General features: G+C 29.1%; 29 protein-coding genes. 24 read left to right on the top strand and 5 right to left on the bottom strand.

All coding sequences use genetic code 11. From position 1 onward, the window contains the following. Nucleotides 1-535: 535 nt before the first annotated feature. The 24 genes from EGM88_RS03855 (at nucleotide 536) to EGM88_RS03960 (ending at nucleotide 19258) form a co-directional block, all read left to right on the top strand. The gene (locus EGM88_RS03855; RefSeq protein ID WP_123896661.1) at nucleotides 536-1288 is read left to right on the top strand and encodes a hypothetical protein; all 753 of its coding nucleotides are present in this window, start codon (nucleotides 536-538) and stop codon (nucleotides 1286-1288) included. 220 nt (nucleotides 1289-1508) lie between these two features. After that, nucleotides 1509-2357, top strand: coding sequence for a GNAT family N-acetyltransferase (locus EGM88_RS03860; RefSeq protein WP_123896662.1), 849 nt, complete (start codon nucleotides 1509-1511; stop codon nucleotides 2355-2357). A 32-nt stretch (nucleotides 2358-2389) separates the two neighbouring features. After that, on the top strand, nucleotides 2390-2959 hold the full coding sequence (locus EGM88_RS03865; protein WP_123896663.1) for a Crp/Fnr family transcriptional regulator: 570 nt from the start codon (nucleotides 2390-2392) through the stop codon (nucleotides 2957-2959). A gap of 139 nt (nucleotides 2960-3098) precedes the next feature. After that, nucleotides 3099-3566: an SRPBCC family protein gene (locus EGM88_RS03870; protein WP_123896664.1), complete on the top strand. Its 468-nt coding sequence runs from the start codon at nucleotides 3099-3101 to the stop codon at nucleotides 3564-3566. A 22-nt stretch (nucleotides 3567-3588) separates the two neighbouring features. Beyond that, nucleotides 3589-4290: a CPBP family intramembrane glutamic endopeptidase gene (locus EGM88_RS03875; RefSeq protein ID WP_123896665.1), complete on the top strand. Its 702-nt coding sequence runs from the start codon at nucleotides 3589-3591 to the stop codon at nucleotides 4288-4290. 142 nt (nucleotides 4291-4432) lie between these two features. Then, entirely contained in the window at nucleotides 4433-4849 is a 417-nt protein-coding gene (locus tag EGM88_RS03880) for a hypothetical protein (RefSeq protein ID WP_123896666.1), read from the top strand. Nucleotides 4850-5253: 404 nt separating this feature from the next. Beyond that, on the top strand, nucleotides 5254-5676 hold the full coding sequence (locus tag EGM88_RS03885; protein WP_123896667.1) for a hypothetical protein: 423 nt from the start codon (nucleotides 5254-5256) through the stop codon (nucleotides 5674-5676). A gap of 161 nt (nucleotides 5677-5837) precedes the next feature. After that, nucleotides 5838-6392 carry a porin family protein gene (locus EGM88_RS03890; protein ID WP_123896668.1) on the top strand — a complete coding sequence of 185 codons (555 nt, stop codon included), beginning with the start codon at nucleotides 5838-5840 and terminating at the stop codon, nucleotides 6390-6392. Between the two features lie 46 nt (nucleotides 6393-6438). Beyond that, nucleotides 6439-7251: a helix-turn-helix domain-containing protein gene (locus EGM88_RS03895; protein ID WP_123896669.1), complete on the top strand. Its 813-nt coding sequence runs from the start codon at nucleotides 6439-6441 to the stop codon at nucleotides 7249-7251. Between the two features lie 63 nt (nucleotides 7252-7314). Continuing rightward, entirely contained in the window at nucleotides 7315-8988 is a 1674-nt protein-coding gene (locus EGM88_RS03900; protein WP_123896670.1) for an alpha/beta hydrolase, read from the top strand. 354 nt (nucleotides 8989-9342) lie between these two features. After that, nucleotides 9343-10521 carry an FAD-dependent monooxygenase gene (locus EGM88_RS03905; RefSeq protein WP_123896671.1) on the top strand — a complete coding sequence of 393 codons (1179 nt, stop codon included), beginning with the start codon at nucleotides 9343-9345 and terminating at the stop codon, nucleotides 10519-10521. A 386-nt stretch (nucleotides 10522-10907) separates the two neighbouring features. Beyond that, complete coding sequence (locus EGM88_RS03910; protein ID WP_123896672.1) at nucleotides 10908-11366, top strand: VOC family protein; 459 nt, start codon at nucleotides 10908-10910, stop codon at nucleotides 11364-11366. 208 nt (nucleotides 11367-11574) lie between these two features. Then, a complete protein-coding gene (locus EGM88_RS03915) occupies nucleotides 11575-12123 on the top strand; it encodes an RNA polymerase sigma factor (RefSeq protein WP_123896673.1) in 549 nt (182 codons plus the stop codon). 85 nt (nucleotides 12124-12208) lie between these two features. Beyond that, entirely contained in the window at nucleotides 12209-12811 is a 603-nt protein-coding gene (locus tag EGM88_RS03920) for a YceI family protein (RefSeq protein WP_123896674.1), read from the top strand. Nucleotides 12812-12833: 22 nt separating this feature from the next. Continuing rightward, nucleotides 12834-13064 (top strand): hypothetical protein, encoded by a 231-nt coding sequence (locus EGM88_RS03925; protein WP_123896675.1) that lies wholly within the window; start codon nucleotides 12834-12836, stop codon nucleotides 13062-13064. Between the two features lie 44 nt (nucleotides 13065-13108). Then, entirely contained in the window at nucleotides 13109-13276 is a 168-nt protein-coding gene (locus EGM88_RS15730) for a hypothetical protein (protein WP_162497539.1), read from the top strand. A 202-nt stretch (nucleotides 13277-13478) separates the two neighbouring features. Further along, on the top strand, nucleotides 13479-13607 hold the full coding sequence (locus EGM88_RS16095) for a hypothetical protein (protein ID WP_262695648.1): 129 nt from the start codon (nucleotides 13479-13481) through the stop codon (nucleotides 13605-13607). Nucleotides 13608-13925: 318 nt separating this feature from the next. Next, complete coding sequence (locus EGM88_RS03930; protein ID WP_123896676.1) at nucleotides 13926-14432, top strand: RNA polymerase sigma factor; 507 nt, start codon at nucleotides 13926-13928, stop codon at nucleotides 14430-14432. Continuing rightward, nucleotides 14416-14850 (top strand): hypothetical protein, encoded by a 435-nt coding sequence (locus tag EGM88_RS03935; RefSeq protein WP_123896677.1) that lies wholly within the window; start codon nucleotides 14416-14418, stop codon nucleotides 14848-14850. The genes EGM88_RS03930 and EGM88_RS03935 overlap by 17 nt, the downstream gene beginning before the upstream one ends. Before the next feature lie 50 nt (nucleotides 14851-14900). Next, on the top strand, nucleotides 14901-15401 hold the full coding sequence (locus EGM88_RS03940; RefSeq protein WP_123896678.1) for a hypothetical protein: 501 nt from the start codon (nucleotides 14901-14903) through the stop codon (nucleotides 15399-15401). A gap of 165 nt (nucleotides 15402-15566) precedes the next feature. Then, nucleotides 15567-16451 (top strand): LysR family transcriptional regulator, encoded by an 885-nt coding sequence (locus EGM88_RS03945; RefSeq protein ID WP_123896679.1) that lies wholly within the window; start codon nucleotides 15567-15569, stop codon nucleotides 16449-16451. Nucleotides 16452-16527: 76 nt separating this feature from the next. Continuing rightward, nucleotides 16528-17445, top strand: coding sequence for a YeiH family protein (locus EGM88_RS03950; protein ID WP_123896680.1), 918 nt, complete (start codon nucleotides 16528-16530; stop codon nucleotides 17443-17445). Between the two features lie 252 nt (nucleotides 17446-17697). Beyond that, nucleotides 17698-18039 carry a hypothetical protein gene (locus EGM88_RS03955; protein ID WP_123896681.1) on the top strand — a complete coding sequence of 114 codons (342 nt, stop codon included), beginning with the start codon at nucleotides 17698-17700 and terminating at the stop codon, nucleotides 18037-18039. 148 nt (nucleotides 18040-18187) lie between these two features. After that, on the top strand, nucleotides 18188-19258 hold the full coding sequence (locus EGM88_RS03960) for a serine hydrolase domain-containing protein (RefSeq protein ID WP_203229422.1): 1071 nt from the start codon (nucleotides 18188-18190) through the stop codon (nucleotides 19256-19258). Here EGM88_RS03960 and EGM88_RS03965 read toward each other — a convergent pair. From EGM88_RS03965 to EGM88_RS03985, 5 genes are all read right to left on the bottom strand, one after another. Then, entirely contained in the window at nucleotides 19251-20819 is a 1569-nt protein-coding gene (locus tag EGM88_RS03965; protein WP_123896682.1) for an NAD(P)/FAD-dependent oxidoreductase, read from the bottom strand. The genes EGM88_RS03960 and EGM88_RS03965 overlap by 8 nt on opposite strands. Before the next feature lie 64 nt (nucleotides 20820-20883). Beyond that, nucleotides 20884-21444 (bottom strand): Pycsar system effector family protein, encoded by a 561-nt coding sequence (locus tag EGM88_RS03970; RefSeq protein ID WP_123896683.1) that lies wholly within the window; start codon nucleotides 21442-21444, stop codon nucleotides 20884-20886. A gap of 74 nt (nucleotides 21445-21518) precedes the next feature. Beyond that, on the bottom strand, nucleotides 21519-22559 hold the full coding sequence (locus EGM88_RS03975; protein ID WP_123896684.1) for an adenylate/guanylate cyclase domain-containing response regulator: 1041 nt from the start codon (nucleotides 22557-22559) through the stop codon (nucleotides 21519-21521). Then, nucleotides 22559-22933 carry a response regulator gene (locus EGM88_RS03980; protein ID WP_123896685.1) on the bottom strand — a complete coding sequence of 125 codons (375 nt, stop codon included), beginning with the start codon at nucleotides 22931-22933 and terminating at the stop codon, nucleotides 22559-22561. Before EGM88_RS03980 ends, EGM88_RS03975 begins: the two co-directional genes overlap by 1 nt. A gap of 36 nt (nucleotides 22934-22969) precedes the next feature. Next, nucleotides 22970-23647, bottom strand: a 678-nt coding sequence (locus EGM88_RS03985) for a sensor histidine kinase (RefSeq protein ID WP_148084080.1), incomplete at its 5' end; no start/stop codon positions are given.

The raw sequence follows: 23647 nt of genomic DNA on the forward strand, positions 1-23647 counted from the left end.
ACAGAACTGAACGTGATTTTAAGTAGAAAAGAGAGAGGATTACCAATGTTGTCGAAGTCTAAGCTTCACCGTATATATTAACCTTAATTCTCTCTTTTATTCTTTCTGATTAAGTATCAAATTTATTAAAAGACAAACTTAAGCCGTATAAAATTAATTGCTAGTTCTAGTCTACTTACGAAAGTCCTCGCGGACTTTCTATCTGTGATTTATTTGCTAACTTTAGTGCTTAAACCACGTAACGAAATCATATACAATCACGTTATAGCATATAAAAATGAAGAAATAGTTACTAAAGATTCGCAGAATAATTATGGAAATTTTAAGAAATCAATAATCAATAACCCAAAAGAGAAGAAACAACTGATTTCCGAAAAAGATATTAAATAAAAATGTTTGCTAGCAAAAAATAAAGTGCATTTGGCAGATAGTACTAAATATGAAGATGATAGCAATAAAGAAACATAGTAGTAAATTGAAAATTTGGAGCGTTGAAATGCCAAACGTACCACATTCAAACCTTTAGCCACCAATTATGAAAAACATCTTGCTAATCACAATATTTCTGTTTTCAATCGGAGTTTTCGCTTGTGATTGCGATCAACCGAAAATAACGGAAAAATTTATTGAGTCCGAATTTGTTGCTAACGTAACAATTCTGAAAATTTATCCGAATAAAAAGAACGAACAAGGATATAAAGCAGATATTAAGATTAACGAGTTATTTAAAGGCGAACGACTGAAATCAATTTATATTTATGGTAGAAGTGATAATGGAATTGGAAGTTCTTGTGACATTTATATTCCAACAAACACAAAATTAGTTGCTTATGCTCGAAAAAATAAAGACGGAAATTATGGAATTGGAATGTGTTCTGGTTTACTTTATCTGAACAAACGTAACTTTAAAAGACAACAAAGAGAGTTAGATATTTTAAAAATGTTTAAATCCAAGAATATTGACTTTACCGATAAAATAAATTATATAGAAAAATCAAATCTTCACAAAGATTTAGAGCAATTTAAGGGAATTGAACTTGAGAAAAGTTATGGTATTTATGAAATAACATTTGAATCTGATTTGACAATTAGCAATGTTGTGGAAGTTAGTGGTTTTGGAAATTCAGTTGACCAAAAACTAATTGAAATTATAAAGAAAAGCGAATGGTCGAGTTTCGACAAAGGAATTAAAGACAAAGTACCTGATAACAGTAAATTATTAATTGGAATTTATTTCTACCCGAAGGAAAAAGGAAATCCGAGCTTTTTGAGTCAATATTATCTCTAAAATAACAGAGACTAAAAAAATGTATTTTCCAACTTCGTTTGTGTATGTCAATTCCAATGAATAACTTTGGTTGAGCAGTAGATTCTGTTTTCATATCTTATCGTTTTGGTGAACTTTAAAGATAAGCAATCTACTGCTTTTTCATAAATGCTATAATTTAGTGCTTAAACCACGCAACAAATTAAAAATAATCCCATTAGCGATAATTTCAGAAAAATAAATGAATTTTAAGAGTTTAGAAAGTGTCAATAGTAAAGATATTTTAAAAGTCTTCAATGAATCATTTGCTGACTATTTTGTGCCTTTTAAATTAACTGAAAACCAATTAGTATCAAAAATGACTTCAGATAAAATCAACCTTAATTTATCGGTTGGTGTTTTTGAGAATCAAAAACTAATAGCTTTTATTTTGCATGGATTTGACACAATTAACAATCAAAAAGTGGTCTATAATGGAGGAACTGGTGTTATGCCCAAAAACAGAGGGCAAGGAATTACAAAAAAAATGTACGATTTTGCTTTACCCATTCTAGAGAAAAATGGAATTGACAAAATTATTCTAGAAGTAATCAATGAAAATATTCCTGCCATAAAATCTTATGAGAAGGTTGGTTTTAAAACAACAAGAGAATTAGCATGTTTTAAAGGTATTTTTAAACCTAAAAATTCCAATACTGTTGTAGAAACTATCGAACTACAAAACTATGACTGGAATTTAATGGAATCTTTTTGGGACATCCATACAACATGGCAAAACTCAAAAAATGTATTGGACGATTTGAAGAAAGATAATGATGCTCGTGCCGCATATATTAATGGACAATTGATAGGTTATGTAATTTACAAACCCAAAAGCAAACAAATACAACAAATTGCTATTCATAAATCATTTAGAAAAAAGGGAATCGCCACAAAATTAATAGCTGAATTAGCAGAAAAATATGGGAGCTATTTTTCTGTAATTAATGTAGATAAAAAGTCAAAGCATGTAACTGGTTTTTTTGAGTCATTAGGTTTTGAATATTCTATAGAACAATTAGAAATGGAATTAGACCTGAATAAAGATTAATACTCTAATTACCCTATAAATTAATAAAAATAATGTCTGATATTAAAAAACATATAATTGAAGCTTTAGGACTTACTAAAAGGGAATTTCAAGAAATAAAGGACTTCTTCCAACCCAAAGAAATTAAAAAAGGAGATTACTTTCTGAAAGAAGGTCAATATGTAAGACAAATGGGATTTGTAGAAAAAGGCATCCTTAGAGAATTCTTATATGTCAACGAAAAAGAAGTAACCAAATGGTTTTCTACAAGTGGCTACATTGCTGTTGATTTATCAGCTTTCCTTTTCGATCAAAAATCAAAAGTAAACTACCAAGCCATAACAGATGTGGAGCTTTTGGTAATTTCAAAAGAGAATTACAATAGAATATCAACAAGAGTACAAAGGTGGGACAAATTGGATAAAATGTTTTTAGCCAAGTGTTTTTCTGTTTTGGAAAGTCGTGTCGTGTCACACTTGGCTTTAAGTGCCGAAGAAAGGTATAATCAGTTTTTTAACTTAAACCCTCGTCTTTTTAATGAAGCTCCGCTCAATCAAATAGCTTCAATGCTTGGGATGTCAGCCGAGACTCTAAGTAGAATTAGAAATAAACAATCAAACTAACTTCTTGATTTATGTCAAGCCAACAGAGAAATAGAGTTCCTAACTTTGCTTTAACAAAATGCAATAAAAGTGAAGCAGTGTTAATTCTAGTTTTTCTAATCGGTTTGGCAAACAATGTCAAAGCATAAAATGAAGAAGCATGACCATCAATCAAGAAGCACCAGTAATTCAATCCAAAGAAATAGTTATTAATGCTACCCCAGAAAAAGTATGGCAAATTTTAACCAACATTGACGGTTGGAGCGAATGGAATGAGAGGATACAACAATCGTCATTAAAAGGAGGTTTAAAAGTTGGAAATATTTTTACTTGGAAAACAAATGGAAGTAAAATCAAATCAAAAATTCACACCACAATACCAAACAAAATGCTTGGCTGGGAAGGAAAAACCTTTGGTGCAAGAGCCATTCACAATTGGTTCTTACAACCAACGGAAAACGGAACAAAAGTAAGTGTTGAAGAAAGCATGGAAGGTTGGATTATCAACTTAATAAAAAAGAAAATGAACTTAAAATTAGCAGACGACATGACTCATTGGCTTGAGAAATTAAAAGCAGAAATTGAAAAATCAAACACAACAAACAATACCATTGACGTAGTTACATAAACATTCCAAACATCTGAATCACATGAAAACAACACTTAAAACAAAAGACAATAAGCAGGTACTTAGTCTTACGATACTATTATTATTAACTGTCAATTATATAATGAGTATTTTCATCAACCAGCACATGACCGACATCACAGCATATGACAGCCTTGGATTTTGGCTCATGGTTTCTAATTTTACCTTAATGACGTTAATCGTTTTGGGCTATAAAAAGCATGCTCATTTAAAATGGATTGATTTGGGACTTGGAAAACCCAAAAATTGGTGGCAACCGATACTCATATTCATTGGTTTATACATTGCTTTTCAATTATTTGCCCGTTATGTTTCACCCGAAATCGTTAAGCTTGGAGAGCGACCAAACATTTCTCATTTAATGAGTTTGAAAGGAAATCTGCCAGGTCTCGTTTTCGCTCTTGTGATAGTATGGATAACTGCCGCTTTTTTGGAAGAGCTTATTTTTAGAGGCTTTTTACTTAATGCAATCGACAAATTGATGGGCAGCACCAAGTGGTCTATGTGGGCTTCTGTTGTCATTAGCTCTATTATCTTTGGACTCATTCATGCCTATCAAGGCATTACAGGGATTTTGATTACGGGAAGTATTGGATTCATTTTTGGTGTGGCTTTTATTATGAATGGAAGAAGGCTTTGGCCATTAATGCTCATGCACGGAATAATAGATACTATTTCCTTTATAAGCATTTACCAAATGTAATTGTTATAAAGACATCCGATTAAAATACTTCAAGTCTATAATAACATTTTGAAAATTGAAAATATACTACTAACAAAAAATAAACTGTGTTAAAATACACTTTATTAAATCACGTTGTGTAATTTTAAAAAACGAACTACAAATGAAAAATATTATTTTATTTTTTCCGATTTTATTAATTATTACATCTTGTACAAAGACAGAAAAATTAAATAAATTAGAAAACCGAATTACTAAAATAGAAAATCAAAACAAGATATTAGTAGATAGTCTCAACTATGTAAATGCTGAATTTATAAAACCTTTTAAGATATACGAAAAAATAGTTTTATCTGAATTAGAAAATTCACCAAATAAAATAATATCAGATTATGAGTTTTTAATAAAAAATTATCCGAATTCCTTTTGGAAACACGAGGCAAAAAAAAGAATTGAAAACATTAAAGAACGGAGAAAATACTGGTCTAAAAAAGATGGATGGAAATTGCCTTCTAATGTCAAAATATCAGAATTAAATGAAATAATAAGACCACCAGTGGTATACTGTCCTGGATGCTGAAAAAACAACACACAACAACGGCTCCTATGATATGCCCTTGTCTCTCACTTTAAAGTTACAATTTTATTTTTTAGAATGATTATCAATAATTTAATACCCTATATAACTTGCTCCGCATTCTGTCTTCCGGCAGGTAAAAATGTAATGGCTTTATGTGTAAACGGAATCTTAAAAAATGAATCTTATATCAAGCAAACCTTTTATAATGTAGCTCATGCAAAGAAAGCGGCAAAAAATGTAATTAATTTATACAACTAAATAAGATAACAATTATTTTTAAACTTTAAAACACCTAGTATGGTTTATAAATTATCAGCTTAAAAATTATTATTAACTTGTAGCATATTTCAGGACATGACATTTTGCCCCGTTCCGAATAAAGGTTACATAATTTTAAACAAACTATGAAAAAATATATATTCCTACTTTTTATAATACCAATGCTATCTTTCAATTCTGATTTTATAAATATAGATATTGTTGGAAGGTGGAAGGTGGAAGATAATGGAGCTCTTGGGTTTATGACATTTGATTCTGAGGGTTACGCATCAATGGAATTTGAGGGAAAAAAGATGGGAGGAAAAAACTTCTTATATGAAGGAAAGAAGGCTAAAATGACCTATTCACTTAACACTGAAAAAAATCCAGTGAAAATTGATGTGATAGTAACAAGCGAGAATAATGAAATTTTGAGAACAATGTATGGTATTATAGTTTTCAAGGATGAAAATAATATGAAACTTGCGGCTTCTTTCGATAGTCCAGAAAGACCTACAGAATTTAATGATGATAATACAATAAACTTAACTCGAATTTTAAAAGATTAAATTATTTTCTCGATTCTTTCATTAGCGAATGTTGAATTCCGCTATGGACAATCTCATTCTATTTATGAAAGCTTAACTTTCGATTTTCTAAGGTTTAAGATAAAATTTTTTAGAATAAAATAGAATTCGCTAATTTCATTTTTATAACTTAAATTGGAATAATGAAAAAAATAATAGCTGTAATAATTATTGTCATTTTAGCAGGAGTAAATGTTAATGCACAAGAAATTAAATTTGGGGCAAAAATAGGTTTAAATTACGCGTCTATAGTTGGAGATAATACAGAACAAATAGATCCTGTAACTTCTTTTAATGTTGGTGTTTTAACTGAAATACCTATCTCTGAGAAATTCTCTTTTCAACCTGAATTAATGTATTTCGGTCAAGGGTATAATTACAATGATAATACAATTTCACTAAATTATTTAAGTATTCCGGTAATTGGAAAATATTATTTAATAAAAGGACTAAATTTAGAAGCAGGACCACAAATAGGGTTTTTACTTTATGCAAAAAATGATAAAGCAAGTACTAAAGATCTTTATAATTCAGTAGATTTTGGTATTAATTTTGGCGTAGGATATAAACTAGATAATGGTATTAATTTTGGAGCAAGATACATCTATGGTTTAACCAATATAAATAATGTTGAAGGTATTGTAGATAAAAATAAAAATGTTGGATTTCAATTGTCTATTGGCTATTTCTTTTTCTAAATTTTAATAATTTCAATATTTTTTTAAGCCCAATATTAATAGTAATATGGACTTCACTTTTATAACTTTTAGACCAAAGAACTTATTAGTTTCAAAATATGTCGATTACTATTACTTAGATATAAAACCTAACAATATAAATACAGAATTTGAATGCTTTCCTCATTATAATACTACAATTTCACTTTATAAAGAAAATGTAAGTTTTAATAAAGGAGAAGTTATTTTTAAAAATAAAGTCAATCCGCTTCAAATTTTTACGCCAATTAGAGATAATGTATTTAAGGTTAAACAAATAGGTAAAGTACATCGTATCGTTATTGTTTTTAAACCATTAGCAATTCAACAATTTTATAAAAACTTAAACTTTAATGATTTTATAAAAGATTATCAATTTTTTTCTAATCTAGAACTTTCAAAGCTATTTGATACTATTGATACGAATATAATTTTAGCACAGTTAGATACCTTTTTAAGTGAACGATTTATTGAATATAAAAACAATAGTATTGAACAATCTCTTTCATTAATTTTTAAGCATAAGGGGTCTTTATCAATTCAAGATATAGCTACAGAAATAAAAATAAGTAGAAGACATTTAAATAGACTTTTTAATTTCCATTTTGGAGTTTCGGTGAAAAAATTCAATGAAATTGTACTTTTTAGAAAAACTTTAGAGAAAAAACTTTTTAAAAATGCAGAACAAAGTTTTACTGAATTAGCATATGAATTTAACTATTGTGATCAATCTCATCTTAATAAAACTTTTAAAAATTTCACATCAAACTCACCTAAAAGTTTTCTTAAGAAAGGAACTCATCTTGGAAATGAAGATACATTTTGGCATTTAATAAAATAAATTATTGTCCCAATTTTACAATTTTTACAATTTCATATCCAATAAATTTGCTAAAAAAAGTTTATGAAGCCAATTGTAATTTATTTTCTAGTATTCTTTACACTATTAGTTAATGGACAAGAATCATTTTCTAAATCAATTGAAAAAGCAATTAATATTGTTCAGACTCAAGATTCTACCAATTACAAAAGAGCTCTCAATATTTTTGACAATGCTTTTAAACAATACCCAGATAGCATAAACGGCATTGAGCTTTATTATGCATCTGTTGTGGCTGCAAGTTTAAATAATAGAGACAAGGCATTTGAGTATTTGACACCACTTGCTAATATGGAAATAGATGACGAAGGATATCCAGGGTGGAGTAATGTACTAGATGAATATGCTAATGAAGATTACAAAAATTTACTTAAAGATAAACGTTGGTACAAATTAAAAGCAAAAGCATTAGTTGATAGAGAAGAGTACTTCAATAATTTAAAAGTAAATGAAAAAGAGTTTTTTATGAGTTCAGATGTTGAGTTGAATGCAAAAATGCCTTCTAAAAAATTATATAAAAAGATAAAATCATACAATCCTTATTTGTCAAAACAACAACAAGATTATTCCATTTCTCTGAAGATTAACGACACAACAAATACCTCATATCTTGTTCATTTGCCAAAAAATTATAACCCTAAAAAAAAGTATGTCACTTTAATTTTTCTTCATGGTGCGGTACGATTTTCACGTTTAGAAAAATACCGAATTGCTCAACAGCTTTTAGGAGGATGGAATAGGTTCTATACCAAATATGCCTCAATTTATGATGTTATTTTAGTGTTTCCAAGTGCTAATAAAACATACAATTGGATGACCAGTGATGATGGATTTTTTATAATACCCAAAATAGTTAAGCAGTTGAAATCATCTTTAAATATAGACGACAATAAAATTTTTATTTCTGGACATTCCAATGGTGCTACAGGTTCATTTTCTTACTTAATTAAACAACCAACTCAATTTGCAGGATTTTATGGATTTAATACCAAGCCAAAGGTTTATACAGGAGGCACTTTTATTGAAAACACGCTCAATCGGTCTTTTATTAATTTTTCAACAGATCAAGATTATTACTATCCACCAAATGCAAATGACAGTTTAAGTAAATTAATGGATGTTCTATCTGCAGATTATAGCGATTATCGGTTCAATGGATTTCCGCATTGGTTTCCCCAATTTGACGAGTCAGAGCCTGCCTATAAGATTCTGTTTTCAGATGTGATTAATAGGGAAAGAAATCCATTTTCAACTAAAATAACATGGGAGTTTGACGATAATGAATATGGAAGCATTGATTGGTTAACAGACATTAAATTAGATACTTTAGATACCAAAAAAAGTTGGCATCAACATTTAAATTTTGAAATAAAAAAAGAATTAAAATTTAATAAAAATGATAGTTTGGTTGAAGTGAATGTTAATAAAAAAGCTTTTGATTTTCCTAGAAAATCTGGTAAAATAATAGCTGAATATCATAATAATATTTTCAGAATTAAAACATCTTGTATTTCATCATTTACTATCAATATTTCACCTGAAATGATAAATTTAAAGAAAAAAGTCAAAATTTATATTAATGACAAAATTTATTATAATCAAAGAGTGAAATATGATAATGACTTTATGCTAAATAGTTTTAAAAAGAACAAAGACAGAAAACAAATTTGGATAAATTCATTACAATTTAATGTATAAGTTTGGCTGGTAATAAAATACCAAGATAATAGTGATTAAAAACAAGTAAAATCTTCTTACTTATGTTTAAATTCAATGAATTACAAGCTTAAGCGGTATATAATTTATTGCTTGTTTTAGCTTACTTACAAATATTGATTACGACAGTCCGCTCTGCTTGTAAATAAAAGGTGTTCTATCTGCTTATCGACAGGCAGGTTTGGTTTTTATTTGCTAAATTAGTTGCTTAAATCACAAAACTATTGAAACAAGGAGGTGTTTTATAGGCATTTTGAAAAATGAAAACTTAAGAAAATAATCACCTTAGGTAATTTATACATACACATTTGGTAGTCAGCTAAAAAATAAAACTGAATGAAAAGAAAAGTTGCTATAATTGGAGGTGGTATAGCAGGTCTTACCTTTGCTCATTGTCTTTCAAATGACTATGAAATTCACATTTTTGAAAAAAAACAAGAATTTGGAGAAGTAGGTGCTGCAATTAGTGTGTTTCCAAATGCACTATGTGTAATGGATGAAATAGGATTACTAGATAGTATATTAAATACAAGTGGAAAGTTTAAAAATGTGTACCTCAAAACAAATAAAGGAAATATTTTAAGTAAAACAACACCCAAAAGTGATTACCCTGTTATTTGTATTCACCGGGCTGATCTTCATAAAATTTTATTAACCGGTATTAAATCGCATCTACATATTGATAGGGGGATAAAGCAACTCACCAATTTAGAGAATGGTCAAGTAAAAATAGTTTTTGAAAATGGTGATATTTCGGTCTTTGATGCTGTAATTGGAGCAGACGGAATACATTCAGTTGTAAGAAAACACATTATTAATGATGGAGCCCCAATATTTAGAGGATACAATGTTTGGCGTGGTGTAGTGAAAACTAATTTTGATATTGGTTATGCAAGTGAAACCTACGGAAAGGGGCAGCGTGTAGGAATTGTTCCTATAAAAGATGGCGTATATGGTTGGTGGGCTACCTGCAATGAAGCGTTTTTACAAGACGATTCTCCAGAAGGTACAAAGCCAAAACTTAAACGTCTTTTTGGAGATTGGCATTATCCAATTCCTGAACTAATTGAAAATACAGAAGATATTTTAAAAAATAGTTTGTCTGATAGAATTCCACATAAAGGATGGACAAAAGGTAATATAACACTAATTGGAGATGCAGCACACCCAACAACACCCAATCTAGGTCAAGGTGGTTGTATGGCTATTGAAGGAGCTTATCTTTTAGCGAAATGCATCAACAAATACGGATTATCTTCTAAGGCGTATAACATTTACGAAAAGTATCATTTTCCACGTTCAAAAGAAATTGTAAATGAAAGTTTAAAGCTTGGAAAACTTGGACAAATTTCAAATCCAGTTTTGATTGCTTTACGGAACTTTTTTTTCAAAATAATGCCTTCAAGTATAGCAATGAAAATGATAGATAAATACTTTTCTTATAGAGTAACAGAATTAAAAATATTGACTGAGTTTTACATAGACAATATTGAGCAAGATGTTCTTAAAAAGTAAAATCAATATTATAGTAAAGGGGTTATTCCAGACTATAATGTAGTACAACCTTTTGAGGATTTTTTTAACAATGTGGATACACAAATGAATTTTACTCTTGACTAGATATAGCAAACCGAATGAAAAACTGATAGTTATAGCATTATTTTTTTTGACAAGTAACTTGCTTTTTGCTTAAAAAAATGATTCATAGGTCAAAGATATTCTTGTAAAATAAGCTGAAATAAAATCCAATCTGCACACAATAGATACTACTATAATTACTTAAGTGAAAATATAATTCTAAACTGTTGTTTAGTATCTCTAAATAGTGTGTATAATATTTAAAATAAAAGAGCTAGTATATTTTTTGTAACTTTCAATACATTAATTAATATTTAATTATTATGAAAAACTTGATACTATTACTCGTTTTAAATTTTAGTTTTTTTTATTCTAATGCTCAATCTTTTAAACTCGAACATGATCACTCTACAATTCAAGTTGAAAATATTGATACAAGTGTTCAGTTTTATAAAGATATTTTAAATCTAAAAGAATTAGAAACACCTTGGCCAGAATATAAATTGATACGTTTCTTAGATACTGGAAAAAATCAACAACTACATATTGCACAAGCACAGGTTGATAAGTACGGGGATATAAAAGTTAATAAGGTTCTTCATCTTGCTTTTGCAGTAAAAGACTTTGATGGGTATTTAGAATATTTATCTGAAAAAGGAATAAAATATTCAAATTTTGCTGGTGAAAGCAAAAAACAACAATCAAGACCAGACGGAGTACGACAAATATATTTTCAAGATCCAGACGGATATTGGATTGAGATTAATGATGTAGGTCGTTAACTTATAGAGATAAAACTTTAAATTATAATATTAAAATAATGTATAAATCTAGAAGTAATTACTAACGATGAGTTTTGTAAAGAAAACACAAGTAAATTATTGTAAAGTAATTTTTTTAATAATGTTTTTCTAGTAAAATAAGTGATACTACAGATATAAAGAAGAGAAGTCTTTGTAGGCAATTTGAGAAAATCACGACAAATGAAATATGAATAATATTTTAATCGACTTAAAGACTGAAAATAACTTTGCATTTGGAAAATTATATCAAGATAATTTTACTAAAATCTCAAAGTTTGTTCAAAATAATAATGGAAACCAAGCTGATGCAGAAGACCTATTTCAAGATGCTATGATGGTACTTGTAGAAAAACTTCGACAAGATAATTTTAAACTCACAGCTTCAATAGATACCTATGTTTATGCCATTTGTAAAAATTTATGGTTTAAAAAACTTCGTAATAAAAACTACGAGATATCTGTTGACGAAATGCAATCTTTTGATTTTTTAAATTCAATTAATGATTCCATTGAAGACGAAAAAAACTATTTAGAAAAACTTAAAGGGTATTTAGTCAAAATTACTGACCATTGTAATAGACTTATTCATGACATTTTTTTTAGAGAAAAAGCTATTGAGCAAATTCAAAAGGATTATGGTTATTCTTCACGTCATAATGCTCAAAATCAAAAGCATAAATGTGTTGAACAAATTAGAAAAGTCAAAGAAAAAGAAGAAAAATTAAAAAAAAGTTAATTGACTTGGGTGATTTTTTGAAGCTATTGGTATAAAGATATAGATAGTTCATTTTGGCTATCATAACTTTTAAAATTAAATAAAAATGGATTCAAAAATCAAAACAATTGTTTTAGCAGTAGCTGTTACTGCATTAAGTACATTATCTATAAAAGCACAAGATGCTACGCTTTGGAAAATAGACAAATCTCATACTTCGGTCAATTTTTCAATTAATCACTTCTTTTCGGCGGTTACCGGAAAATTTTCTGATTTTGATGGAAAAATATATTTCGATCCCACTAATCTGAATGGAAGTAAAGCAGATTTCACGGTAGCCATTAACAGTATTGATACTGATAATTCCAAACGAGATAAGCACTTACAATCAAAAGATTTTTTTGATGCAAATACGTACCCTAAACTGTCTTTTAAATCTACCAAATTCGAAAAAAAATCTAATAAGGAATATTTAATGTATGGAAAATTGACAATTAAGAATACATCAAAAGATGTAGTACTTCCGTTTAAAATTACAGGAGAAATGGAGCATCCAATGATGAAACGTACCCTTATTTTAGGAGTAGTAATTGACACTACAATTGATAGAACAGATTATGAAGTAGGAACAGGAGATTGGGCAGCCACTATGGTAGTTGGTGATAAAGTAAAAATTCATATTCCAATGGAATTAAATCGTAAAAAATAGAGTAAAAAATATGAATACAAAAATGCAAAGAACAGTATTAGCAGGTATTGTAGGTACTGCTATAATGACAATAATAATGATGATTGCTTCTCTAATGGGAATGCCCAAAATGTCGCCACCTCAAATGCTTTCAGGAACGTTAGGGATGCCAATTTTTGTAGGTTGGGGCATGCACTTTATAATAGGCGTCCTGTTCGCTTTTACGTACACTTACATGTGTTTTTTTAAATATAAATTAGTAATGTTTGGTTAAAAGGAGTTGTATTTGGAATTATAGCTTTTATAGTTGCACAAATTATGATGGGTGTAATGGGAAGTATAATTCCAATGCCAAAAATGGAAGGTTCTATGATTTTAACTGTTATTGGGAGTTTAATAGGGCATATAGTATTTGGAATAACCGTTGCTAAAATAGTAGGAGATACGTATTGTTTGAGTAGTACTTGCGAGACTAAAACAAAATAAAACTACTTACAACACCTGTACCGGTGTTGAATAAGCTCTATAATACATGCATTTGATTAATTAGTGACTTATTTTTAGCTGTTTTAAGTGATAGTATAAGACTTTATTATACTTCAGTGACTTAAAGCAGCTTAATATTTTTTTTACTTTTCTATATAAAAATAATGATTTTTGTACCTTGTGGAGTAAATAGGTACTGTAAATGCGTATAAAGGTTTGGCTCTCAGTAATGATTGATTTATGGAAGTATGATGGATTTGGAAAATATAATAACGGAATAATAGAAATGATTAATTCTAAATATTATAAGCCTATTTATTGGACTTGGTAGGGTAGAAAAGTTGAAAGTTATGTTCCCTTGGTAATCTTAAAGAAAGGAAATGCACAAATTTATCAAGATATTGTATTTCAAATGACAATATAAAAACATAGCTATCAATTTATTTGATAGCTCTAAATATACCTTGTTTTAATACATGTGTCAAAATATAACAACAGCAAATTTCCGATAAAAAAATAAAAATTATTCCTAATAGAAGTATAAACTCTTCTGTTTTATAAGTCTGATTATCTACTGGTTATGTTAATGTTGTAAATAAAGTACATTTTCTTGTTATACCCATACCCATTTTACCGTTATATAAATAGAATGAATAAATCAGAATTTCGACTTAAAGTTTTTTCGCTATCTGAACGCTTATTTCCTATGGTTTCTCGAATGCTAGGATCTAATGGAAATGCCGAAGATGCCATTCAAGAAATAATGATGAAACTCTGGATAAAACGTAAAGAGATAGGTAATCATCCCAATATTACGGGGTTGGTTTTTTTAACAGCTCGTAACTATTGCATTGATGTGTTGAGAAAAAGGAGGCTAGAAATTGAGGATACATTCTTTGAACTTGAAATTTTAAAATCTGATAATCTCCATGAAGAATTGGAATGGAGAGAGTTAAATAAAATGATTAAAAAAATTCTTAAAAGTTTACCAGAGAAACAAAAAGAAATTTTGATAATGAGAGACTTAGAAGGATATGAATTTCTAGAAATTGCAGCAGCTACTCAGCTTAAAATTGAACATGTAAGAGTATTATTGTCTAGAGCACGAAAAGAAGTTAGTGTTAAGTTAGAAAAATATTATGGCTATGAAAGATGATGGATTAAAAAAATTAATAGAAAAATATAAGGAAGGAAATAGTACGCTAAAAGAAGAACAGTTTTTGTTTAATAACAATCGAAATTTAGAACCTTCTTTAAAAGCGTGGTATAGTTTTATAAAACAGAATAGAAAAGAAACTCCAAATAATTTTAATGATTCTTTATGGAAATCTTTCCAAAATAAAAAGATTAAAAAGAGAAGGTTGATTATTGGAATGATATCAGCTGTAGCTTCAGTACTATTATTGATTTCTCTATTTGTTAGTAAACCCAAAGAGAAAGAATTCAGTTATTCTGATAAAGAAATATTGTTAAATCAAGCTTTAAATATGTTTTCTGGTACAAATCAACAAGAGGTGGAACAAAATATAATTTATGAAAATGAAATTATTATTATTTACACAACCACTGATTAATTAAATAGTTTCAACTAAACATTTTATAAACAATTAAAAGAATTAAAAATATGAAAAAATTAATTTCAACTGTATTTGTAGTCTTACTATCTATTTCGTTAATTCAAGCTCAAGAAAAAAAAAATAAAGCAAAAGAAAATATTGTTGTTAAAGTAAAAGAAGGTGCAAAACCTGATATTTATGTAGACGGAAAGAAATTTGATTTCCCAATGGAATTATTGGACAATACACGTATTGAATCTATAAATGTTATAAAAGGAGATAAAGCTTTAAAAGAGTACAACTCACCTAATGGTGTACTACTTATTAAAACAAAAAAAGAAATAGATTCAGAGAAATCTACAGTAAAAATTTATAAAAAATCCGTTTACAAAGAAAAGGAACCTTTGATAATTATTGATGGAAAAACCTCAAACCAAGAGTTGCTTAAAAAATTATCTCCTGATGATATTGAAAGTATTAATGTGGTAAAAGGAGAAACTGCAATTAAAAAATATAAAGCACCTAATGGAGTTATTATTGTAATAACCAAAAAAGTAAAGGATAAATAAGTTATAAAAATAGTACCGGATTAATAGTTCTAAAAAGGTTTATAATTCAGTTAAATAAGAAATTTTAGAACAAAAAATTGTAGTTAATATTTTCTATTTGATTGTACAAAAAAATTAGGTTATTATAAATGTTATGTTTTATATTAACATCTTAGAAATAAGCTAATGAAAACCAAATTGTATATATTTAAAGTTGTTGCTAAACATTTAAGTTTTACCAAAGCAGCAGAACAATTGTATCTATCTCAGCCTGCGGTATCTAAAGCAATTAAAAATTTAGAACAAGAATATAAAACAACATTCTTTATTAGAAAAAGAAACTCTATTGAAATGACAGCCGAAGGAAAGTCGTTTCTTGTTTATACAAATAAAGTATTGGCTATTTATGCGGAAATGGACGAAAAATTTTTGCATAAAAAAGATGCCTTTCCAGAATTTATTAATTTTGGTGTAAGTACTACCTTATCTAATTATATTATTCCTAAAATAGTTGCAAAATTTAGAGTTCAATTTCCACAAACAAAGTTTACTATAATTAGTAATAATTCTGAAAATATTGAAAATTTAATTCTAAATGAAGAAATTGATTTCGGAATCACAGAAGGAAGATCTACGAATTCTAAATTACAATTTGAAAAATTTATTAAAGATGAAATTGTTCTTGTAACAAATGTTAACAATAACACTTTTCGTAAAGAAAGTATAGATATAAAAATGTTACAGAAAATCCCTATGATAGTTCGAGAAAAGGGGTCAGGTACTAAAGTAATTATAGATACCTTTTTAGCAAGTCACAACATTGTAGAACTTAATAGTGTTGTGTCTTTTAGTAGTACCGAAGCTATTAAAAATTATTTATACAATTCAGACCATTATGCTCTTCTTTCTATTAATTCTATTAGTGATGATTTGATAAATAATAAACTTAAAATTATAGATATTAAAGATTTAAGTATTGAAAGATGGTTTTATTTTGTAAATAGAACGGGCTACATTTCAACTACTTTTGAATATTTTAAAAAGTTTATTAGATTTAATTATAACTTTTAGTTATCTCACATAGCTAAAAGTATTGCTTAAAGGTTATTGTTCCTTTCTACTTTTGCATCAAATAATAGGCACAAGTATGAAAGATGTTTTTTCAAGAATAGTATATTTTGTTTTAATAATAATTGCCTTGCTTGGATTTTTAAATAGTCCTATGGCATTGATAATCGGGTTTTTATATGTTATTGTTTTTAATAATCCTTTTGAGTTATATAGCCATAAAGCGATTCACTTTTTTTTAAAAATATCTGTTGTAGGGTTGGGGTTTGGAATGGGAATTAAAGAAACACTAGAAACGAGTAAAGCAGGATTAAGCTTAACTATCTATTCTATAATTTTGACCGTGGTATTAGGGATGTTATTAACTAGATTTTTAAAGTTAGATTCAAAGTTAGGACATCTTATTACTTCAGGCACTGCAATTTGTGGAGGAAGTGCAATAGCTGCAATTTCCCCTGTTATTAAAGCAAAAGCTAAAATAATAAGTATTGCTTTAGGTATTGTATTTTTACTAAATGCAATTGCTCTATTTGTGTTTCCGGCTGTAGGTCATTTTTTAAATTTAACACAGAAACAATTTGGGTTATGGTGTGCCGTTGCAATACACGATACAAGTTCAGTGGTTGGGGCAACTTTAGGTTATGGAGAAGAAGCCTTACGAATTGCTACAACAGTAAAACTATCAAGAACATTATGGATTATTCCATTGTCAGTTTTTTCAATGTTTATTTTTAAAACAAAAGGAGAAAGAATTAAAATACCTTATTTTATTGTAATATTTATTTTAGTTATACTTAGTAACAGTTATCATATTTTACCAGATTCAATTACCCATTTTATTATTGTAATGTCTAAACGATTGTTAATTATAACTTTATTTCTTGTAGGTTCAACAATTTCAATAAGAGATTTAAAATCTATAGGAATAAAGCCGATACTTTTAGCACTTATTTTATGGGCATTTACTTCTATATTTTCACTAATTTATATCTTATAGTAATGTTAATTTAGACTTTAATTTTAAATAAATCTATACGTAGTATTAATAACATGTTTATATAATCAAAAAATAATTAAATTTATCTCGTATATAAATTATACTTTAATTGTATTACTATTTAGTGATTCTAATAGAAAGGTACTTATTGTAAATAAATTATAACCAATCTTGTTTACTTAAAACGGTTCCTTTTTTAAGCAACATGTAAAATAATGCCAATTAACATAACTAAAATAATAAATAAAAGGAATGAATAAAGAAACAAAAAAATGTCCTTATTGTGCAGAAACTATTAAACTGGAGGCGGTAAAATGTAAATATTGTGGTGAAATATTAGATTCTCAATTAAAAAAGACAAGAGAATTAGAACAAAAACAATTACAGCCTAAAATCAGAAAATGGAGTCCAGGAATAGCCGCTTTATTAAGTTTTTTGATACCAGGAGCAGGTCAAATGTACAAAGGCAATGTTTTAGCAGGATTGTTATGGTTGGTATCTGTTTTTATCGGGTATTTCTTTTTAATAGTTCCAGGATTAATTCTTCATTTAATATGTATTATTACTGCTACTACGGGAGATCCTTATAAATAGTTGTATTTAATAAATTTATAAATAGGGTTTATCAACTCACGGTATTCATTTCTAAATCAAACCTTTTTTTCTATAACTATTAATGGTATAATAAACCTTTTTAAAATAATTAGGTCTAAAATTAGTTAATAAACACAAAACTTAACTGATGAGATTTTTAATTTTTCTTTTAATACTATTTCCTATTATTGGATGTAGTAAAACTGATGATGAAATACAACAAACTGATACTGAGAAGGAAATGTATTTTCCTTCTACTTCTAATGATGATTGGGAAACTAAATCTATTAAAGAATTAGATTGGAATGAAAGTGCTATAGAACCTTTAAAAGATTTTTTAGAAAATACAGATTCTAAATCGTTTATGATTCTTGTAAATGGTAGAATTGTAATGGAAGAATATTTTAATGGCCATTCTGCTACAACTACATGGCAATGGAATAGTGCAGGAAAAACTTTAGTCACTGCCGCAATAGGAATTGCCCAAGAAGAAGGCTATTTAAATATAGACTCTATGGTTTCTGACTATTTAGGAAACGGGTGGACTAATGAAACCTTAGATAAAGAAAATTTAATTACATCAAAGCATTTATTGTCCATGACCTCAGGAATTAATGATGAAAAGGAGTTGATAATTAAACAAAATTTGACCTATCTTGAAGATGCTGGTTCTAGATGGTCATATCATAATGTTTTTCAAAAACTAATGGATGTTGTAGAGCAGGCAACTAACCAAGAGTTTGAGTCTTATTTTAATACAAAGATAAAAGACAAGTTAGCTATGGATGGTTTTTGGAATAACGGACTTATCTTTAGAATATACCATAGTAATACACGTAGCATGGCAAAATTTGGATTGTTGGCATTGAATAAAGGAAAATGGGACAATAATCAAATTATAAATAAATCTTTTTTTAATGAAAGTATAAATACATCACAAAATATAAATCCTTCATACGGGTATTTATGGTGGTTAAATGGAAAATCCAGTTTTATGTTACCAGGAGAGCAAACAGTATATGAAGGACCATTAGTTACAAATGCACCGTCAGATATGTATGCTGCAATGGGAGCTGCAGACCAACGAATTTATGTTATACCGAGTAAAAAAATGGTAATTGTTAGAATGGGAGAAGCTTCAGACCCTTCAAATCCAAATTTTGCTGTTTCTGGTTTTGATGCTATGCTATGGGAAAAATTAAATGATTTAATCAATTAGAATTACTAAAGGATTGAATAACAGCCTCAACACAACGCTCGCCGTCCATAGCTGCTGAAACAATACCACCAGCATAACCACCACCTTCTCCACAAGGAAATAAGCCCTCTATTTGTGGATGCTCTAAATTTTCGTTTCTAGGAATTTTAACAGGAGAAGACGTTCTAGATTCCACACCTACAACATTAGCTTCTTCGGTATAAAAACCTTTCATTTTTTCGCCAAAAACTTTAAATCCCGTGCGTAATCTACTACCTATAATTTTAGGTAATAGTGAGTGGAGTGGAGCTGATTTTAATCCAGGTTGGTACGAAGTAGAATTTAAATCTTTAGATATATTTCCCACAACAAAATCGGTCAATCGTTGTGCAGGTGCAGTTTGTGTTTTTCCACCTGCATTAAACGCTAATTTCTCTAAACTTTTTTGGAATTCTAACCCTTTTAATACACCGAAGTGATTGAATTTTTTTATATCCTTTTCTACATCAATTTCTACCACAATGCCTGAATTGGCAAATTCATTATTTCGTTTTGAAGGCGACATTCCATTTACAACAACTTCGCCCATCGCCGTAGCTGCAGGTACTATAAATCCACCAGGACACATGCAAAATGAATACACACCTCTGTTTTTTACTTGATGCACTAAGCTGTATGGAGCGGCAGGTAACAATTCATCTCTCTTACCTTTGCAATGGTATTGAATGGAATCAATAATGTATTGAGGATGTTCTACACGAACTCCCATAGCAAACGATTTGGCCTCTATGGTAATATCCTTTTTATCTAATAAATAATAGATATCTCTGGCAGAATGACCAGTAGCCAAAATTACCGCATCAGTACTCATTTCAATATCATTTTGCAATCTAATGGCTTTTAGTATATTATCTTTGATGACAAAATCAGTCACCCTACTTTCAAAATGAACTTCTCCACCATACCTCAAGATGGTTTCTCTTATGTTTTCTACTATTTTTGGTAGTTTATTGGTGCCAATATGCGGATGAGCATCAATCAGTATTTGCTCTGTAGCACCATGAAATACAAAGTGTTCAAATATCCGTCTTACGTTACCACGTTTTAAGCTTCGCGTATATAATTTACCATCAGAATACGTGCCAGCACCGCCTTCACCAAAGCAGTAGTTAGAGTCTTCATTAACGAAATGATCTTGATTAATTGCTTTTAAATCGCGTCTTCGTTCCTGTACTTTTTTACCTCGTTCTAAAACAATGGGTTTATACCCTAACTCTAAACAACGTAATGCCGCAAACATACCCGCAGGTCCAAATCCAATAATATGAATGTGTTTGGCAGAAGAAACGTCTTTATAATGAAATTTTTTTATTTCGCTTTTGGGTGCAGGTTCGTTTATAAAAACAGCAACCTTATAATTGGTAATTATATTAGGCTTACGGGCGTCGATAGATTTCCTTAAAATCTTAACACTTTCAATATTTTTAACCGAAGTTGATAATTGCTGAGCTGCTTTAATTTTTAGAATATCAATTATTCTTTCTTCTGCTAAAGAGAGGCGAAGCTGAATTTTTTTTATCATCACTACAAAAGTAGTTAAATTCAGAACACAAAATCAGAATGTATAATTATCATTTTCTAGTGTGTTATGAAAATACGATAAAGTAATATGCTGTTATTATTAATAGAAAGACCAAACCTAATGCTAAAAAGCGTAACGCTCTATTTACATTTTTAAATTTTAAGGCAGCAATTTTTGAATTGATATAGACTTGTTGTCCCAGTTGATCAAACAATCGGTCTTCATCCTTGCTAATTTCATGAAATAATTTAGAGAATTTATTGATGTCACCAAACTTGGTAATAACATCGCCAAAAAAGAAGATGTTTTTGTCAAACTTCGTTTCAATTCTTGGCATAAAGCATCGTATGCAGAAGTACACCGAAATAACAGTACATAGAAGCCAGAGTGCTATTAGAATATAAAAGAGGGTGTGGTATGTGTTAGTACCTGAAACACTTGTAAAGCTTTTGTAGATAAAATTGAACAGAATACCATAAAACGAGAGTATTAAACCTGCTTTAATTTCAGAAGCTTTAATTAAATTGAAAATATAATTGATACTTCCCCAATAATGATCTACTAAATCATCAGTATGTTTATTTTTAATTTCTGGTGGGGTCTGAGGTATTTCAGGTGTTTCCATGTTAACTTTTTTACTTGTATATGGGTTTCTTTTATTAAAAATTTTATTTGGATTTTTACTTCAGTTATACATGTTTATTCCAACACTTCATAAACGTTTATATCTTCTGATTTGTTTTTTACACTTATACTTCCTAAAGGTTTACAAACAAAAGATTCTTTAATATGTTCATGACAAGTTTCGCAAATAATAATTTGATTTTCTTTAGCGGCATCTTGTAATCGTGCAGCCGTATTTACGGTATCTCCAATTACCGTATAATCTAACCGTTTTAAACTTGCTGAACCAATATTTCCAGAAATCATTTCACCACTCTTTATACCTATGGATACTTTAGGTTTAAATTTAATTTCATCACCCATTTCTGGTAAGTTATTTATTTTATTACGCACTGCCAATGCGGCATCTATAGCTCTATCTAAATGGTATTCACCTCTAAAAACAGCCATAATTGCATCGCCAATGAATTTATCGATATACCCTTCTTGATTCATTATTTCTTTAACCATCTCGTCGAAATAAGAATTAATCATTGTAACTACGGTATCTGCAGGAGCATGTTCACTAATTTTTGTAAACCCACAGATGTCAATAAAAACGACTGTAGCTTCAATGGTTTCATTGGCCATAATGGTATTTTCATATTCACGACTTCCCATAAAATTGAGCACATTTTCATCTACATACATTTTTAAAATATTATTTTCCTTAATGGCTTGTAGTGTTTTTTTAATATGTTTTGCATGTTTTATGGTTTTCTCCATGGTTAGTGTCAAGTCTTCAAAATTTATAGGCTTGGTTATAAAATCAAATGCACCTCGATTCATGGCAACACGAATGTTATCCATATCTCCATATGCTGAAACTATTACGGATTTAATAAGTGGGCTAGATTCACTTAGTTTGGTTAACAAGGTTAGTCCGTCCATTTCTGGCATGTTAATGTCGCTCAAAACTATATCTGTATCAGGCTCCGCAATCAATTTTTCAAGGGCATCTTTACCATTGATTGCAAATAAAAATTCGTACTCTTTTTGCCGAATCTGTTTACGGAATTTTTGCTTAATTAGTGTTTCTAAATCCGGCTCATCGTCTACTACTAGTATTTTTGCCATTAGATATTATTTATTAGTTTATCTTTTAATAATTTAAAATCAACAGGTTTGGTTAAAAAGTCGTCTGCTCCTAAACTCTTAGCGGTGTTAAAGTTTTCTTCATCTCCATAAGCAGTTATCATCATTACTACTGGAGGAGGTGCTAGATATTCCTTTTTTATTTTTTTTAACAGTTCAAGTCCGCTCATACCTGGCATATTAATATCTGATAGAATTAAAACTGCCTCTTGTTTCATACGCTCTAAAACCATCAAGGCTTCTTCTCCAGAAAAGGCAAATACGAACTCGAGTTCTCCCTTGCGAATTTCTTTTCTAAAACGTTGTTGAAATAAGGTCTTAACATCGTGCTCATCGTCAACTACTAATATTTTCATAATTTACAGTATTTTATATTTATTGGGTTAATTGATTTATTTTGGAATGCTAATAGTAAAGGTTGTTCCTTCACCTTCTTTACTTTCAACGTTTAAATCTCCGCCATGCGATTTAACAATATCGTAACTCATCGATAAACCCAATCCTGTCCCTTGTCCTGAAGCTTTTGTTGTAAAAAAAGGCTGAAAAATTTTATCTATTATTTTCTTAGGTATACCTGAACCATTGTCTTTTATTTTAATTACAACAGTATCACCTACGCTTTTTGTGCTTACCCAAATGGTTGGATCTTTCACCGTTTTCTCAGGTGTTTTTGAGTTCGGTGAGATGGCATGTAATGCATTGGTAATTAAATTCAAAATTACTCTACCCATATCTTGCCCTGCTACATTTATTAAACCAATAGACTTGTCAAAATCTGTATTTAAAGTAGCATTAAAAGATTTGTCTTTAGCACGCAGACCGTGATACGCAAGTCGTAAATACTCATCAGCTATAGCATTGATATTCGTTGGTTCTTTTTCTCCGCTGGTATTTCTACTGTGCTTTAACATCCCTTTTACAATAGAATCAGCTCGCTTACCATGGTGGTTTATTTTTTTTTGATTTTCCTTAATATCATTAGAAATCTCTATTACTTCTTCGAAGTTACCCACTTTTAATTCCTCTTGCATCTCGTCAATTAGTTCTACATTAATTTCAGAAAAATTATT

The sequence above is a fragment of the Aureibaculum marinum genome, from assembly GCF_003813905.1.
Lineage (GTDB): Bacteria > Bacteroidota > Bacteroidia > Flavobacteriales > Flavobacteriaceae > Aureibaculum > Aureibaculum marinum.